The sequence below is a fragment of the Pseudomonas zanjanensis genome (genome assembly GCF_014268745.2).
GTDB classification, from domain to species: domain Bacteria; phylum Pseudomonadota; class Gammaproteobacteria; order Pseudomonadales; family Pseudomonadaceae; genus Aquipseudomonas; species Aquipseudomonas zanjanensis.
Genome location: NZ_JABWRB020000001.1, coordinates 1,085,622 through 1,100,938 on the forward strand (window position 1 = coordinate 1,085,622; position 15,317 = coordinate 1,100,938).

Sequence of the window (15,317 nt, forward strand, 5' to 3'; positions counted from 1 at the left end):
GCCTATGAACGACGATCCCGCAAACACTCAGCCACAGACGCCGTCTGCGCGTAATGATCCGGCCATCGACCCTCAGGTTCCGGGCAAAGCGTCTGATGCCGAGCCAGTCAGTCCTGCCGGAACGGACCAGGCTGACAGCGCCGCCTCTGAGGTCGATCAGAAGCAGCATCACCAGGACAATGACAACACCTTCAGCCCCGGCTTCAAGCCTGATCCGGACCGGCCGAAATCCGGTGAAAGCACGGATGCCGATATCGATACCGATGGGGGCTAGGCTGCTTGCCAAAGCGATGGGCAATCTGCATGCAGGTTGACTGTGACGGCCTCTTCGCGAGCAAGCCCGCTCCCACAGTGGTCTTGTGGTGAATATGAGACTCATAAGCGCCCAAGATCCCTGTGGGAGCGGGCTTGCTCGCGAAAGCGGTGGGTCAGCTTGAATCAATGTTGTCTGTGCCACCGTCTTCGCGAGCAGGCTCGCTCCCACAGTGGTCCTTTGGTGAATGAAATACTCATGAACACCCAAGACTCCTTTGGTGAATATGAGGCTCATGAACACCCAAGACTCCTTTGGTGAATATGAGACTCATGAACACCCACGATCCCTGTGGGAGCTTGCTCGCGATAGCGGTGGGACTGCCTACATTTATTCAGCCTTGAAGCAATACACCGCCAGCTTGTTGCCATCCAGGTCCCGGGCATAAGCGGCGAAGGCGTTGTCCGCCCAGCCACGCGGGCCTGGCAGGCCTTCGCAGACGCCGCCGTTTGCCAGGGCGGCCGTATGGAACGCCTGGACCGCCGCGCGGTTCGGCGCTTCGAAGCTCACCGTGACACCGTTGCCGATGGTGGCCGCACTGCCGTTGGCCGGATTGAGGACAAAAAACGACGGCTTGTCGACGCCCCAGATGGAGCCGGCCTCGTTGAGGTCGGCAACACGCTTGAGGCCGATCTCTTTCAGGGTGGCGTCATAGAACGCACGTGCTTTTGCCAGGTTGTTGGTGCCGACGGTGACATGGGTAAAAACGGACATCTTGGTTTCCTTTCTTTGGGTCATTGGGTTTACGAGCGGATTTCAGAAATGAATGACGGTACGAATGCGACCGCAGCCCTAGGTTTCAAGGTCTGTGCTGACATGGAAAAGCATCGTGTTAGTTGCAACGCTATCTACTTGAGAAACGATGAACCTGTGGCGAGGGAGCTTGCTCCCGCTTGACCGGGCTGGCGCTCCAGTGCGAAGCGCTCACAAAATGGGTCTGCTACGCAGCCCAGCGGGAGCAAGCTCCCTCGCCACGGGCTCATCGAACGTCTTGAATGCAACATCAGTCCCTGACCCTGACGATCAGGGCAATATTTCAGATGTCCTTGACCAGCCGCAGCGCATCGTAGATCGCCGCGTGGGTATTACGTGCCGACACTGCGTCGCCGATCCGGAACAGCTGGAAGCGACCTTCGGGGTTGGTCACGATGTCCTGGGTTTTCCCGGCGATCAGGTTGTGCTGTTCGACCGCGCCGTTGTTGCTCGAATGCGGGCGCAGTTCGAAGTACAGATCGTCCAGGGGCAGGGTGCCGTGGTTGACCACCACCTGATCGACCACGCGCTGTTTGTGCACCTGGCCGTAATCGCTGCCGAAGTTGGCGATCAGTTGACCGTCGCGCTTCTCTACGGAGTCGACTCGATAGGTCACTGTGAAGGTGACGTTCAGGTCTTGCAGGCTGCGCATGTACGGCACCAGGTTCATCGCCATCACCTCCGGCGAAAACGACCGGTCCGGCGTGACGATCTCCAGTTTCGCACCGCTGTTGGCGATGACCTCGGCCGCCTGTAGCGCCGCGTGGTCGCCGGCGTCGTCGAAGATCAGCACGTTCTGGCCGGGTTTGACGTCACCGGAAATGATGTCCCAGGTCGACACCACCAGTTCATTGCCGTGCTTGAGCACCTCGGTATGGGGCAAGCCGCCCGTGGCGACGATCACCACGTCCGGTGCCTCGGCCATCACGGTCTCGGCTTCGGCCCAGGTGTTGAATTGGAACTTCACCCCCAGCCGTTCGCATTGCGCCATGCGCCAATCGATGATGCTGATCATCTCGCGCCGCCGCTCGCTCTGGGCGGTCAAGCGGATCTGTCCACCGGGCTGATCCGCCACTTCGAACACCGTGACGTCATGACCGCGTTCACCAGCCACCCGCGCCGCTTCCAGGCCCGCCGGGCCGGTGCCGATCACCACCACTTTGCGCTTGACCGACGCCTTCGGGATCTCATGGGGCATGGTGGTTTCGCGGCCGGTGGCAGCGTTGTGGATGCAGTAGGCGGCGCCGCCCTGGTAGATGCGATCCAGGCAATAGTTGGCGCCGACGCAGGGGCGGATCTCTTCTTCGCGTTTTTCAATGATCTTGCGCACGATGTGCGGGTCGGTCATGTGCGCGCGGGTCATGCCGATCATGTCCACCTTGCCGGAGGCGATGGCGTGCCGCGCCGTGGCGACGTCCGGAATCTTGGCCGCATGGAACGTCGGGAAACCGGTGGCCGAGCGAATCTCGCCAGCAAAATCCAGGTGCGGCGAATTGCGCATGCCCTGGATGGGGATCACGTCGGTGAGGCCGGCATCGGTATCGATGTGCCCGCGCACGACGTTGAGGAAGTCCACCAGCCCACTGTCCTTGAGCATGTGGGAGATCTGCAGGCCGTCGCTGGCGCCGAAGCCGCCGGGCAGGTCTTCATCGCCGGTGTAGCGCACCCCGAGCAGGAAATCTTCGCCACAACGCTGGCGAATGCCACGCAGGATGTCGAAGGTGAAGCGCATCCGATTTTCCAGCGGGCCGCCGTAGGGCCCGTCGAGATCGTTGGTCAGCGGCGACCAGAACTGATCCATGAGGTGCCCGTAGGCCTGCAGTTCCAGGCCATCAAGACCGGCGGCCTTCATGCGTTCGGCGGCATCCACGTAATCCTTGATGATCCGGTCGATGTCCCAGTCTTCCAGTTTTTTCGGGAAGGCCCGGTGGGACGCTTCGCGGCGATGGGACGGCGAGACGACCGGCAGCCAGTCCGCCTTGTCCCAGCGTGTGCGCCGACCCAGGTGGGTCAGTTGGATCATCACTGCCGCGCCGTGTTCGTGGCATTCGTCAGTCAGGTCCTTCATCCATTTGACCACTTCGTCCTTGTACGCCAGCACGTTGTTGAACACCGGCGGGCTGTCACGGGAAACGGCGGCGGAACCCGCCGTCATGGTCAGCGCCACGCCAGCCTTGGCCCGTTCGACGTGATAGGCGCGGTACAAATCCTTCGGCATGCCGTCGACAGGATAAGCCGGCTCATGGGAGGTGGTCATGATCCGGTTCTTGAGGGTCAGGTGCTTGATCTTATAGGGCTGCAGCAGAGGATCGCTGGACATGGTGTTGCGCTCCGGGAACAGAACATCAGGCTTGGTTTGACATAACGGTATGTTGAATGTTCATGTGTGTCAACGATTGAGACACAGGTGTACATTTTTCTTGCGTGGCGGAAAAACCAGGATTACCATCCAGTCGAAACAGGGGTGCACCGGCTCGTGCGGCCGGCCATCTCGCATCGATCCACAGTGCAAGGGGGCTATGGGAAGAACCATGAAAGTGCTCGTTGCGGTAAAGCGTGCCATCGACCCGAATGTAAAAGTCCGGGTGAAAGCCGACGGTTCAGACGTCGAACTCAATGGCGTGAAGATGGCCTTGAACCCGTTCTGCGAAATCGCGGTGGAAGAGGCGATTCGCCTCAAGGAGAAGGGGCTGGCATCCGAAGTGGTGGTGGTCTCGGTGGGCACGTCGGCGGCGCAGGAACAACTGCGCACGGCCTTGGCACTCGGTGCGGACCGGGCGTTGCTGGTCGAGACGAATGCACTACTCGAACCACTCAACGTCGCCAAGTACCTGAGCAAAGTGATCGATCAGGAACAGCCGCAATTGATCCTGTTTGGCAAACAGGCGATCGACCAGGAGAACAACCAGGTCGGGCAAATGGTCGCGCAGTTGATCGGCAGCGGCCAGGCCACTTACGCCTCGGCCGTCAATCAGGTCGACGGGCAATGGGTCGTGGAGCGTGAGGTCGACGGTGGCAGCCAGGTGGTCGCCCTCGCCATGCCGGCCGTGGTGACCTGCGACTTGCGGCTGAACCAACCGCGCTATGCCTCGTTGCCGAACATCATGAAAGCCAAGAAAAAACCGCTTGAAATCATTGCCGCCGACACCTTGGGCGCGAGCGTGAAGGAACACGCTCGATTATTAGGCGTAGTGCCGCCGGCGGTGCGCAAAGCCGGGATCAACGTCGGTTCGGTGGCCGAGCTGGTGGATAAATTGAAAAACGTTGCGGGGGTGATTTGATGCGCACATTGGTGATCGCCGAACACAGCGCAGGTCAACTGACGGCAGGGACATGGAGTGCCGTGACCGCCGCCCTGGCGTTGGGTGCCAAGACGGATTTGCTGGTGATGGGCGGGGTGGATGCGTCGGCAGTGGCGCAACAGGCAGCGCTGGCCCAGGGCCTGGACCGGGTGCTGCTCGCACAAGGGGCGATGTTCGAACATGCCCTGGCGGAAAATGTCCAGCCACTGATCACTTCGCTGGTGGCCGAGGGGTATACGCATGTCGTTGCCGACGCCAGCAGCATGGGACGCAATGTGCTGCCACGGGTCGCGGCCAGCCTGGATGTCGGCATGCTGTCCGACGTCACCCACATTGTTTCGGCGGACACCTTCCAGCGCCCCATTTATGCCGGCAATGCCATCGCCACCGTGCAGTCCCTCGATCCGATCAAGTTGCTCACGGTCCGCGCCTCGGCGTTCGCCCAGGCCTTGCCCCATGAACATCGCTGTGAAGTGGTGGCGGTGGAGGGCGGGCAAAGCGCAAGCAATGTGCGTTTCGTGAGCGAACAACTGACGGCCAGCGAAAGGCCGGATTTGTCGAGCGCCCGCGTCGTCGTGTCCGGTGGCCGAGGGATGCAGAGCAAAGAAAATTTCGCCCTGATCGAGCGAGTGGCGGACAAACTTGGCGGCGCCGTCGGGGCCTCGCGTGCCGCGGTGGATTCGGGTTTCGCCCCCAACGATTTGCAGGTCGGGCAGACCGGGAAAATCGTCGCGCCAGAGCTTTACATCGCGGCGGGCATCAGTGGCGCCATTCAACATTTGGCGGGTATGAGCGGCTCAAAGGTCATTGTCGCGATCAACCAGGACGCTGAAGCACCGATCGCCCAAGTGGCGGATTACATGTTAGTGGCGGATCTGTTCGAAGCTTTGCCGGCACTCGAGAAAGCGTTGTGAGTGCTTAACGAAAAACGCTGAACCCGTGGCGAGGGAGCTTGCTCCCGCTTGACCGGGCTGGCGCTCCAGTGCGAAGCGCTCACAAAAGGGCTGCTACGCAGCCCAGCGGGAGCAAGCTCCCTCGCCACGGTTTGTCGACAGTCTTAAGGGATTGCATTACCAAAAGAGTTTCGCCAAAGGGCGGAGGAGGGCCGAGCGACCGAAATACATGAGCTGTTCCCATAACTAAAACTTATCCATGCATAACATTAAATCCCTTGAGGAGGGTGATAGCACTCTGCTCTGATGAGGGAACGTTAATTCTTCTGCTGCCCTGCCAATAACTATTAATACAGTACGCGGAGATGCACCATGATGACGTTGTCCAGTAAGACGTGTATCGGCTGGTTTGCCGGCCTGGCGATGGCCGCCAGCAGCCTGATGACCCACGCCGAGGAAGCCACGCCTATCCGCATCGGATGGGTGAATTGGTCGGATACGGAAATTGCCGTAAAGCTGGCGGATACCGCATTGCGCGACCACTTGAAGCAACCGGTCAAATTGGTGCTCGCCGATATTGGCATTCAGTTCCAGGCCTTGGCCAACGGCAATATCGACCTGATCCCGATGGTCTGGTTGCCGAGCACTCACAAGGCGTTCTACGACAAATACCAGGACAAGCTCGAAGACCTTGGCGTGTTGTATGAAGGTCGGATCGGCATGGCGGTGCCAACGTCCATTCCCACCAGCGAGATTGCCAGTGTCGAAGACCTGAACAAGCCTGAAGTACGGGAAAAACTCGGCGGCAAGATCCTGACCTCGGAAGTGGGCAATGGCCAATACAAACTCACGGAAAAGGCCATCAAGGAATACAAGCTCGAGGGCTACAAGATGGTCGCCTCTTCGGAGTCCGGCATGTTGAGCGAGCTGGAGCGCAACCTCAAGCGTGACAAATGGGCCTTGATCAACGCCTGGAGCCCGCACTGGATGTTCGCCAAGTGGCCGCTGCGCTACCTGGACGATCCGAAGCAGATTTTCGGGGGCGCCGAGCAGATTCACGCGGTGGCTCGCAAAGGCTTCAGCGCCGAACATCCCGAGGTCGCCCGGTTCTTCGCCAACTTCAAGATCCCCAAGGCCGACCTCGAGAAGTTGATGGCGACCGCTCGTGACAGTTCGGCGGACAAGGTCGTTGCGGAGTATTACGCCGCCAACAAGCCGCGCTTCGAGGCGATGTTCGGCAGCCAGACCGCTTCTGCGACACCGGCTCAGTAATGGCCGTCATCCAATAGTTGTGTTGCCGTCCGATGCCCTTGGTGAAGGGCGTCGGAGGCATCGAACGAACATTCAGGCGATCCCCTTGAAGACCACCGCTTACCGTCGCTTTACCCTGGATGAAGCGGTCGGCTGGGTGAAGCACCTCTGCGCAGCGAAGGGCTGCTCAGCCGCGGTTGCCCTCTCATTGGCCCACGCCACCGTGGCTGCGCAAGCGCGCGGTAACCAGGCCGTGGGGTTCCGGCATCTTGCCGATTACTTGTCGGGCTTTTCCTCCGGACGCATCGATCCACGTGCCGAGCCAAGTATCTCCCGCGCTGGCGCGATGATCTTCAAATCCGATGCCCAAGGCGGAATTGCCCAGTTGGGGGTCGATCGCTGTTTCGATTCGCTGTGCCATGCCGCGCACGCCAATGGCATGGCCACGTTGAGCCAATGCAACAGTTTTACCAGCGGTGAGTTGGGCGACTACACGCTGCGGTTTGCCCAGGCCGGGCTGATTGCCTTGGCGGTCGCAAACGGACCGGCGCTGGTGGCCGTTCCTGGCGCCAAGGGCAAGACCTACTCGACCAACCCGCTCTCGTTTGCCGCGCCCTCGGCCGATGGCATCCCCTTGTTGTTCGACCAGGCCTGCAGTGCCGCGGCATTCGTGAACATCGCCCACGCCGCTTCGACGGGCAACGATATTCCCGAGGGTTGGGCGGTGGATCAGGAGGGCAACGGCACACGTAATGCCCTGGCGGCGCTGGGCGGTGCGCTGCTGCCTTTTGGCGGTCACCGTGGGGCCAACCTGATGCTCATGGTCGAGGTTCTGGCGGCGGGGCTCACGGGCGCCAACTGGTCGCTGGATGCGCCGGACTTCAACCAGGGAAACCAGACGCCTGGCTGTGGCCTGTTGATCCAGCTGCTGGCGCCGGATTTCTTTTCGGCGGGATTCGAGCTGCGGCTCTCAAGTCAACTGACCCGCCTGGCGCAGATGGGCGTCCACAGGCCGGGATGGGAACGGCAACATTCAACGGTCACCGCGCAGAATGATGGAATCAGTGTTCCCGTTGACCTGCTGGAACAACTGAGTTGTCTGTAAGCCGCTCCGATACGTCGCTCGGGAAATGGGATCGAAACGATGATGAATAGCACTGAAAATCCAGCGTGGGGTCAGGACATTCTCCGCAGCGGCGACTCGCTCAGGTGTTCGCTTCAAAACATCCTGTCGGGCAGCGGCTGCGATGAGGCGCAAGCGCATGTCGCGTCCCTGAAGGCGGCCCAATGGACGATCAGGACGGCTGCGCAAGCTTCAAATGCACTGCCAGGCTTTTTGGCGTCCCACTTATCCGAGGCACTTGAAGCTGCGCCCAGGACCGATGATGACCTGCTGTCGATACGGGGTGCGTTAGGCACGCTCTTGCCCCATGTCACCTGGATGAATCGCCAGGCCCGGGCCGACCAGGACAGCGCTTTCGTGGAGCGGCATCGCCACGGGATGATCGCCGGCCCGGGAGGGTTATTTGAATGTTCCACCCTGACCTTGGGATTGGCGCTCATGCTGCCCGAAACCTGCTACCCCTATCACCAACACCCGCCTGCCGAGTTCTATCTCGTCCTGTCGCCGGGCGAGTGGTATCGGGAGGAGGTGGGGTGGTGGAGTCCTGGCGCGGGAGGTTTGGTTTTCAACCCGCCCTCCTGTGTCCATGCAATGAAGTCGAGGGATGTTCCACTTCTGGCCCTGTGGGGCTTGATGCACTAGTGCTTCGTTATAAGAAACGATGAACTTGGGTAATGATTGAGAGGAAGAGAGATGGCGGTGACCACGCAGGGCATCAAGTTGGACGAAGAGACGCGGGCCAGGCTGAAGTCCGCGTCGGCTAAGTTGGATCGCACCGCCCATTGGTTCATGAAAAAGGCCATTCTGAGTTTTATTGAAAAAGTTGAAGGTGGGGCGGGTATCGAAGCGTTCATGGCGGTCGAGCTTTTAGAAAAAGACACGCGGCGCCACAGCATCGCCCGTCGGCTGTGCAAGGATTGCGACACTGCCCATCTACAGCCTATCGAAGTCGCCCGCCATGAGTTGATGTAGGTTCTGCACGTTTGAGCTCCATCGACATCCGCTCACCGTCTACGCGGAGGCGGTGACGGTCCGGGAATGCGATGCGTACCCAGGCAGCGCTCATAGTTCGTGGCGACGTTCCCTCGACGGGGGGTAACCAAAAAAGGCGCTGTAGCATTTACTGAAATGCGGGGTTGAGACAAAGCCGCAGGCAATTGAAACATCGATGATCGCCAAGCGTGAATTCTGTATCAGGTGTTGGGCGCCTTTAAGTCGCAGTTCCAGGTAATAGCGCTGGGGAGGGACGCCCAATTGTTCCTGGAAAAGTCGTTGCACCTGACGTCTTGATAATTGAACACACTCGGCAAGTTGATCCGGGCCCAGCGGTTCCTCCAGGTTACTCTCCATCAAGGTGATGATTTCTCGTAGCGGGGCGCTGACCTTGCCGTCTTGCACCTGTACTGAAGTCCGAAACCTGGATTGGTCATGATCCAACAGGTCAAAAACCGCGTTCGCGACGTTCTGATCAAGCGCTTTGTAAAGCCACTTCATCATCATCTGAAAAGCGCCCGCGGGACTCGCCGCCGTGAGCCGGTCTCGATCGAATACCACGGCGTCCAACGTGACGTTCGTGTTAGGCGAAAATTCGGATAACGCGATCCGTTGTTCTGCGTGAACGGCACAGCGGTAGCCATCCAGCAGCCCGGCCTTGCCCAGATACCAGGCGCCATTCCATAACCCACCGAGCGCGATGGGCATGCTGGCGAGTTTGTTCAATAGTTTCACCAACCCATCAGGCACGACTCTAGGCGTGCGCAACCCTCCGCAGACAATCATCAGATCCAGGGCGGCGATCCTGATGTCGGTCAGGGGGGTATCCGGCCTGATAGGGATGGCCAGGTCGCTCATGACTTCGGAGTCGTTTCGACTGAATGTATGAACTTTTACCGAGCCTGGCCGGATCAGATTGGCCGTCACGAGCACGTCCAGGCATTGCGTGAAGCACGTCAGGGAAAAGTTCTCAAGCAAGAGAAAACCGATGCTTGATGGTTTATGGCTTTCAACTAAATGGCTCATCAATCAAGCTTCATATGCGCAGAAAGCTGTCGTCGAAGGGGTAATGCGTCAACAACTCATAGCCGGTTTCAGTGACCAGTAATTGGTTCTCCAACTTGATGCCATCGCGGCCACCCACTTCACCCACGTACGCCTCGACACACAGGGCCATGCCTGCTTGCAGCTCGCCCTCGTATCCGTAGGATTCCAGGTCCTCCGGATAGCGGACACAGGGGTACTCGTCGCACAAGCCGACACCATGGAACAGCACGCCGTACCGCTGGGCGCGGCAGGGCTCGGGCAGCCGATGGGCCTTGGCGGTCAGTTCGGTAAAACGTACGCCCGGCTTGATCAATTCGGTGTTATGGACGATATGGTCGTGGGCAATTCGATACAGGCGTTTCTGTTCAGCCGTGGGCTCAAGTCCTCCACAAATCCAACTGCGGGACATGTCCACGCACATGCCGTAGGTGCCGATCAGATCGGTGTCGAACGACAACAGGTCGCCGTCGCTCAACACCCGTGGGCCAGACTCCTGGAACCAGGGGTTGGTGCGAGGGCCGGAGCTGAGGATGCGCGTCTCGATCCATTCGCCACCACGGCGGATATTGCCGGAATGCAGGGCGGCCCAGACGTCGTTTTCGGTCGCACCGGCGCGCATCGCCTGGTGCATTTCGGCCACTGAGGCTTCGCACGCGGCCACCGCGCAGCGCATCGCCTTGATTTCATCCGGGCCCTTGATCATGCGTGCGAACTCGGTCACTTCCTGGCCGCTGCATATCTCGATCGCCAGGTCATCCAATGCGCGCACGCCAGCGACTTCGATTCGGTCTACCGCCAGGCGTCGGTTGGCTCCGGCGTGTTGGCGCAGCAACTCGTCGATTTGCGCGGCGAAATGCCTGGCGTGTCGATCCGTGTGCTCGCCGGTCTCGAAAAAGAAAAAAGACGCGCCGCTGCGCAATTCTGTAACCAGCGGCAGATGCGCGGAAAGGTGATCGCAGCCATGGAAGTCCCACAACACGACGTGCCCACTGGCGGCGACGAAGCAGGCCCGCGCGGGGTTATGGGCCGTCCATAACTGCATGTTGGTGGTGTCGGTCGCGTAGCGGATATTCAGCGGATCGAATAACAGAATGCCGCCCAGGTCACGGGCGACCAACTGATCAACCAGTCGTTGCAATCGATAGGTACGCAGGGTGGGCAAATGGGGCGGTTCCAGGCCCAAACGCTCCCACTCCGCGAACGCCAGGGGAGTGGGGCCTATTTCGACGCGGTCGTTGTCATTGACGGAGCCATCTTTTTTTAATGCGGTTGCGCGCTGCCTGGCCGGGTCGATGCGCCGGGCATTGGGTGGAATCGAAAAAGGTGAAGGGGTCATGATGGCGTCCAGTGTTCAGTCTGCTAGAAGTATTGTCAGCTGTGCCGGCCTCATCGCGAGCAGGCTCGCTCCCACATTCCTTCGGCGTACACATGACCCTGTGGAGCAAGCTCATTCCCACATTCCTTCGGCGTACACATGACCCTGTGGAGCAAGCTCATTCCCACATTCCTTCGGCGTACACATGACCCTGTGGAGCAAGCTCATTCCCACATTCCTCCGGCGTACACATGACCCTGTGGAGCAAGCTCATTCCCACATTCCTCCGGCGTACACATGACCCCTGTGGGAGCGAGCCTGCTCGCGATGAGGCCAGTACAGCCGCCACAAAATCGCGATCTCGATCAGGTTACGAAGCATCAATCCAAATGGTTTTCAGCTCGGTGTACTGGTCATGGGCCCAGACGGATTTGTCGCGCCCCCCAAAGCCAGACTCCTTGTAGCCGCCGAACGGCGTGGAGGCGTCGCCTTCACCGAAACAGTTGACCGTGACCACGCCCGCACGAATTTCCCGCGACAGGCGCAAGGCATTGCGCAGGCTGCCGGTATAGGCGGAGGCCGCCAGGCCGTAGACCGTGTCGTTGGCCAGCTCGATGGCTTCGTCGATCGAACTGAAGCTGGTCACGCTGAGTACCGGCCCGAAGATCTCCTCGATAAACAGGCGACTGTCACGTTCGACGCCATCGATGATGGTCGGCTGCACGAACACGCCGGACTCGGTCTTGCCCCCTTGCATCACATTGAGTTTGTGCTCGGCTGCGTATTCCAGATAAGAACGGACTTTGTCGAAATGGGTTTTGCTGATCATGGCGCCGAGGCGATTTTCAGGATCGAGCGGGTCACCCATTTTCCAATCGCGCAGGTGCTTGCCGATCAGTTGCAGCAGTTCATCCTTGACGTCTTCATGGACGATCAGCCGCGAGGAGGCCGAGCAGTTCTCGCCCATGTTCCAGAAAGCGCCGGCCGTCACATACTGGGCCACCTGATCAAGGTCTTCGCAGTCGTTCATCACCACGGCGGGGTTTTTACCCCCCAGTTCCAGCACGACGCGCTTGAGGTTGGACTCGGACGCGTACTTGAGGAACAACCGGCCGGTGTCGGTCGAACCGGTGAAGCTGACCATCGCCACATCCATGTGCCGACCGATTGCCTCGCCAGCCTCCCGGCCGCCGCCAGGGGTGATGTTGAACACGCCTGGCGGAATACCGGCCTGATGGGCCAGTTCGGCCACACGCAGCGCGGTCAGGGTGGTTTCCTTGGCCGGCTTGACCACGATGGAACAGCCGGCCGCCAAGGACGGGCCAATCTTCCAGGCCAGCATCAACAGAGGGAAGTTCCACGGCAGGACCAGGCCGACGACGCCGATCGCTTCGCGCACCACCAGGGTGACCGCACCGTGGCCGGTCGGCGCGGTGCTGTCGTACACCTTGTCGATCAACTCCGCATGCCAGCGCAGGGTATGGATCGTGTCGGGCACATCGACGTTCTGGCATTCGCTGACCGGCTTGCCGCTGTCCAGGCTTTCCAGCACGGCGAGCTCGTGGGCGTTGTCTTCCAGCAATTGGGCGAAACGCAGGAGCACCTGCTTACGTGCGCCGGGCGACAGCTTATGCCAGCGACCATCCTCGAAGGCTTGCTTGGCGGCGGCTACGGCAACGTCGACGTCACGGCTATCGCACGCCGCGATCTCGGCAAGCTGTTCACCCGTGGCCGGGTTCGTGGTGATGAAGGTTTTTCCAGAGAGGGCATCACGGAACTCGCCGTTGATGAACGCCTGGGTCGGGAATTTCAACTGGGCGGCGATGGCCGCGTACTGTTCTTTGCTCAGTAAATCAGCCATTTCAGGCACCTCCAGTGATCTGCGCGATGTTGCGCTTGAGCTCGGTGACGACGGCTTGCAGCGCCTGCTTTTCCTCAAGGTCCAGGCCATGCAGAGGGGCGCGCAGGCCACCGGTGCTCAAGCCGTTCAGTTCACAGCCGTACTTGATGGACTGGACAAACTTCCCGCCTTCCAGGAAGTCCATCAGCGGCATCATCGCCGCCATGATGCGGCGGCCTTTGTCGAAGTCTTTCTCGACGACGCAGGCCTCGTACAACGCGACGTGCTCGCGGGGGATGAAGTTGGAACCGGCGCACACCCAACTGCGGGCGCCCCAGGCGAAAAATTCCAGGGCTTGATCGTCCCACCCGCAAGACAGGGCGATGTGTGGGTACTTGCAGGCCAAGCGGTGCATCTGGGCCATGTCACCGGAGCTTTCCTTGATGGCGACGATGTTTTTCACATCGCCGACTTCGTCAAAGAATTCCTCGCCCATGCTCACGCTCATGCGGCCTGGATAGTTGTAAAGCATGATGGGGAGGCCGGCGGCGCGGTCCACGGCCTTGACATGCAGGGCGATCTCTTTTTGTGTCGGCAATGCATAGGGTGGCGAGCCCACCAACAACGCATCGGCCTTGATGGCCTTCGCCGCTTCGGCGTAGGCGACCGAGTCTTCAGTGCGGATGGCGCCGGTACCGACGATCAGCGGCAGACGACCGCGCAATACGTCCTTGGCCTGGGCGGCCAGGTCGAAACGCTCCTGGGCAGTGTGTGCGTAATATTCGCCGGTCGAGCCGCCGATAATGATGCCGTGGACCTTGGCGTCGACCAGATACTCCAGGACTTCGGCGAAGGCGGTCTTATCGATACTGCCGTCAGCGGTCAGCGGCGTAACGGCCGGTGTGTAAATGCCTTCAAATTTCATTGATCTCGCTCCAGTTAGTGTCACTGCCTATCAAGCGGCGCTAGATCGATAGCGTCAGCGCAGCCAATCTTTAAACCAAGGGAGGCCGCTTGTTGAACGTCGAACGAACGACTTCAAGTTCTTCAAGTTTGTCGGGCCGGATCAACTTTCTTTACCCGCTCGGTACTGCCCCCAGCGCAGACTTATATTGACCCCTGCTGAAACCAGCGGTGCGGGTGGGTTAGGGCAGGGGCCGGGTGATTTCAAGACAAAATCAATGAGCTCGGATTGTTCTCCAGCCAGCCAATCCGCCAAGAGTTTGCCGGTCGCCGTCCCGCGGGTAACACCTAGTCCGTTGCAGCACAGAGCTCCGTAGACGTTGGGTGAAAGTTCACCGAAATAACCCATATGGTTGCGTGAAAGAGCCAGTGCGCCGCCCCAGGTATATTCGAAGTTCATTTCAGGCAACATGGGAAACCGTTGTTCAAAAGAGGCCTGATGCCGGGCGACAAAGCGTTTCAAGTATTTTGAATCGCTGCGGCCGTCCGGGTTGAAGCTGAAACTATTACGGATCAAAAGACGATTGTCCGGTGTGCGACGTACCGTGGTGCCGAATGGATCCGCAGGAATGACACCCCAATAAGGCCGTCCGCCAAGACGAGCTTGTTCTTGCTCGGTCATGGGGCGGGTCAGGCTGGCATAGGTGAACACCGGCAGCATGCGGCCCTTCAGGAAACCGAAACTCATGCCAAAGGCATTGTTGGTCAGGATCAGTTTGTCCGCGGTGATTGAGCCCGCGGCGTGCGTGAGTACCGTCTTGGTGCCGTATTCCACATGGGTGATCGCAGTGTTTTCGTATAGCGTCACGTTGCTGGGAAGGCTGTCGGCCAAACCTTTGACCAGCGCCGAAGGCTGAAGCAAAGACGTCCCCGGCGTAAATAACGCCTTGCGGTAGAAATGCGTGCCGATATGTTCGGGCAGTTCGCCAGCCTCAATCATCTGGTAGGGCTGATCGAGTTTATCGAGCCCGCGACGGTAGGCCTCCAGGACGGCGATGCCCCGTGGTTCAACGGCTGCCTGATATTTACCACAATGTTTCATTTGGCAATCGATGCCGTGGCGTTCAACCAACTCTTTTAAATAATTCAGGCCACTCAGGTTAAGTTTCAGTGTGGTTTTCGCCGTGGCGATATCGCCGATGTAATCCTCGGCGGCGATGTCATGGGGCAGGTCGATAGCGAACCCTGCATTACGACCGGAAGTGCCAAAGCCCACTTCCTGGGCGTCAATCAACACGATCTGATCGTCGGGGAAATGAGTCGCGAGCTGACGGGCGGCGGCAAGGCCGGTGAAGCCGGCACCGACAATCACCCAACGGGCACTGCCATGGCCTTGATGGGCGGGCTTGATTTGGCGCCCCTTGCTCAAGTGGTACCACCCGCAAGATTGATCATCGGCAGGCAATGAAGATACTTTTAACATTTCAAGATCCTGTTCATTCAACCGAGCCGATGCCAGTCATGCAAAAAAGGGTGCTCGATAACTTCACGTGAGCTGAGAATCCACGTAAGTGTTAAAACTTT

The 15,317-nt window shown here is 59.5% G+C and carries 14 protein-coding genes; 7 read left to right on the forward strand and 7 right to left on the reverse strand.

Annotated elements, in window-relative coordinates; translation table 11 throughout:
* Window positions 1-4 precede the first annotated feature (4 nt).
* Window positions 5-274, forward strand: coding sequence for a hypothetical protein (locus tag HU715_RS04960; protein WP_186708347.1), 270 nt, complete (start codon window positions 5-7; stop codon window positions 272-274).
* A 369-nt stretch (window positions 275-643) separates the two neighbouring features.
* Here HU715_RS04960 and HU715_RS04965 read toward each other — a convergent pair whose 3' ends face one another.
* Window positions 644-1,027, reverse strand: coding sequence for a VOC family protein (locus HU715_RS04965; protein ID WP_186708349.1), 384 nt, complete (start codon window positions 1,025-1,027; stop codon window positions 644-646).
* A gap of 322 nt (window positions 1,028-1,349) precedes the next feature.
* On the reverse strand, window positions 1,350-3,386 hold the full coding sequence (locus tag HU715_RS04970) for an NADH:flavin oxidoreductase (protein ID WP_186708351.1): 2,037 nt from the start codon (window positions 3,384-3,386) through the stop codon (window positions 1,350-1,352).
* A gap of 211 nt (window positions 3,387-3,597) precedes the next feature.
* Between HU715_RS04970 and HU715_RS04975 the strand changes: the two genes are divergently transcribed.
* From HU715_RS04975 to HU715_RS05000, 6 genes are all read left to right on the forward strand, one after another.
* Complete coding sequence (locus HU715_RS04975) at window positions 3,598-4,347, forward strand: electron transfer flavoprotein subunit beta/FixA family protein (protein ID WP_186708353.1); 750 nt, start codon at window positions 3,598-3,600, stop codon at window positions 4,345-4,347.
* Window positions 4,347-5,282, forward strand: a complete 936-nt coding sequence (locus tag HU715_RS04980; protein ID WP_186708355.1) for an electron transfer flavoprotein subunit alpha/FixB family protein — start codon at window positions 4,347-4,349, stop codon at window positions 5,280-5,282. Before HU715_RS04975 ends, HU715_RS04980 begins: the two co-directional genes overlap by 1 nt.
* 351 nt (window positions 5,283-5,633) lie before the next feature.
* Window positions 5,634-6,533: a glycine betaine ABC transporter substrate-binding protein gene (locus tag HU715_RS04985; RefSeq protein WP_186708357.1), complete on the forward strand. Its 900-nt coding sequence runs from the start codon at window positions 5,634-5,636 to the stop codon at window positions 6,531-6,533.
* Window positions 6,534-6,618: 85 nt separating this feature from the next.
* A complete protein-coding gene (locus HU715_RS04990) occupies window positions 6,619-7,617 on the forward strand; it encodes an Ldh family oxidoreductase (protein ID WP_189656309.1) in 999 nt (332 codons plus the stop codon).
* A gap of 42 nt (window positions 7,618-7,659) precedes the next feature.
* The gene (locus HU715_RS04995) at window positions 7,660-8,277 is read left to right on the forward strand and encodes a dimethylsulfonioproprionate lyase family protein (RefSeq protein WP_186708359.1); all 618 of its coding nucleotides are present in this window, start codon (window positions 7,660-7,662) and stop codon (window positions 8,275-8,277) included.
* Between the two features lie 51 nt (window positions 8,278-8,328).
* Window positions 8,329-8,607 (forward strand): transcriptional regulator, encoded by a 279-nt coding sequence (locus HU715_RS05000; protein ID WP_186708361.1) that lies wholly within the window; start codon window positions 8,329-8,331, stop codon window positions 8,605-8,607.
* A gap of 90 nt (window positions 8,608-8,697) precedes the next feature.
* On the opposite strand, the gene HU715_RS05005 is transcribed toward HU715_RS05000, so the two are convergent.
* The 5 genes from HU715_RS05005 to HU715_RS05025 form a co-directional block, all read right to left on the reverse strand.
* Entirely contained in the window at window positions 8,698-9,654 is a 957-nt protein-coding gene (locus tag HU715_RS05005) for a GlxA family transcriptional regulator (protein WP_186708363.1), read from the reverse strand.
* Window positions 9,655-9,664: 10 nt separating this feature from the next.
* On the reverse strand, window positions 9,665-11,011 hold the full coding sequence (gene dddP, locus HU715_RS05010) for a dimethylsulfonioproprionate lyase DddP (RefSeq protein ID WP_186708365.1): 1,347 nt from the start codon (window positions 11,009-11,011) through the stop codon (window positions 9,665-9,667).
* A gap of 349 nt (window positions 11,012-11,360) precedes the next feature.
* Window positions 11,361-12,851, reverse strand: a complete 1,491-nt coding sequence (locus HU715_RS05015; protein ID WP_186708367.1) for an aldehyde dehydrogenase — start codon at window positions 12,849-12,851, stop codon at window positions 11,361-11,363.
* Window position 12,852: 1 nt separating this feature from the next.
* Complete coding sequence (locus tag HU715_RS05020) at window positions 12,853-13,755, reverse strand: dihydrodipicolinate synthase family protein (RefSeq protein ID WP_186708369.1); 903 nt, start codon at window positions 13,753-13,755, stop codon at window positions 12,853-12,855.
* Window positions 13,756-13,896: 141 nt separating this feature from the next.
* A complete protein-coding gene (locus HU715_RS05025; RefSeq protein ID WP_186708371.1) occupies window positions 13,897-15,216 on the reverse strand; it encodes an NAD(P)/FAD-dependent oxidoreductase in 1,320 nt (439 codons plus the stop codon).
* Window positions 15,217-15,317: the final 101 nt, after the last annotated feature.